Genomic DNA, 633 nt, shown 5'->3' with positions numbered 1-633 from the left:
AGCCATGAATACCCTCAAGACCTTCTCCGAGAAAGAGCGCGCCTACCACAGATACCAGGCACGTCAGAACTATCTGCACGAGCAGCGTAGCATCCAGCGCCACCTGGACGAACTGCGGGCCGAAGCCGAGCAGCAGCGGGCGGCCAAAGAGCAGGCGCAGATGCTGGCAGAACAGGAACGGGCCGCGAAAGAAGCCGCCCTCGCCGAGATCGAACGCCTCAAGTCCCAACTGCGCGGGCAGGGTCACTCGGAGTAGAGACCCGAGACTCGGGTGTTAATGGCCACCTAAGCCGGGGGGGCAGGTCTTAAAAAATGACATTTTCCCGATCTTGTCTCGATCATGCAGCCTTTCCTCGGCAGATACTTTCGTCGCGACCGCCGCCGGCCGTCAGCACTGCAGCGCGGAGTCGAGGGGCGCAGCGCGGTCCACTAACCAGGGCGCGGGATTCGGTGGACTTCGGCCTAGCTCGTCCACCGGCCCAACTGACGGCCAGGGCTCAACTCGGCCTTGGACCAAGCGCACGACCGGTGGGAGCGGCGCCCCCCCCCCCCCGGGGGGCCCGAGCCGCGCGGGGCCCCGCCCCCCCGGGGGTTGGAGTGAAGTTGGGGCGGTGGGCAAGGCACCCAAAAAAA

1 pseudogene is annotated in these 633 nt (G+C 65.9%); it reads left to right on the top strand.

Annotated features, from left to right (window positions below):
• Positions 1-256 (top strand): annotated as a pseudogene (locus G3480_RS27270) (PD-(D/E)XK nuclease family transposase); the annotation flags it as partial.
• Between the last annotated feature and the right edge of the window lie 377 nt (positions 257-633).

Origin of the sequence: Thiorhodococcus mannitoliphagus (assembly GCF_010915725.1) — a bacterium.
Lineage (GTDB): Bacteria > Pseudomonadota > Gammaproteobacteria > Chromatiales > Chromatiaceae > Thiorhodococcus > Thiorhodococcus mannitoliphagus.
The sequence above is the reverse complement of the archived record's forward strand: the minus strand, read 5'-3'. Positions and strand labels throughout refer to the sequence as shown.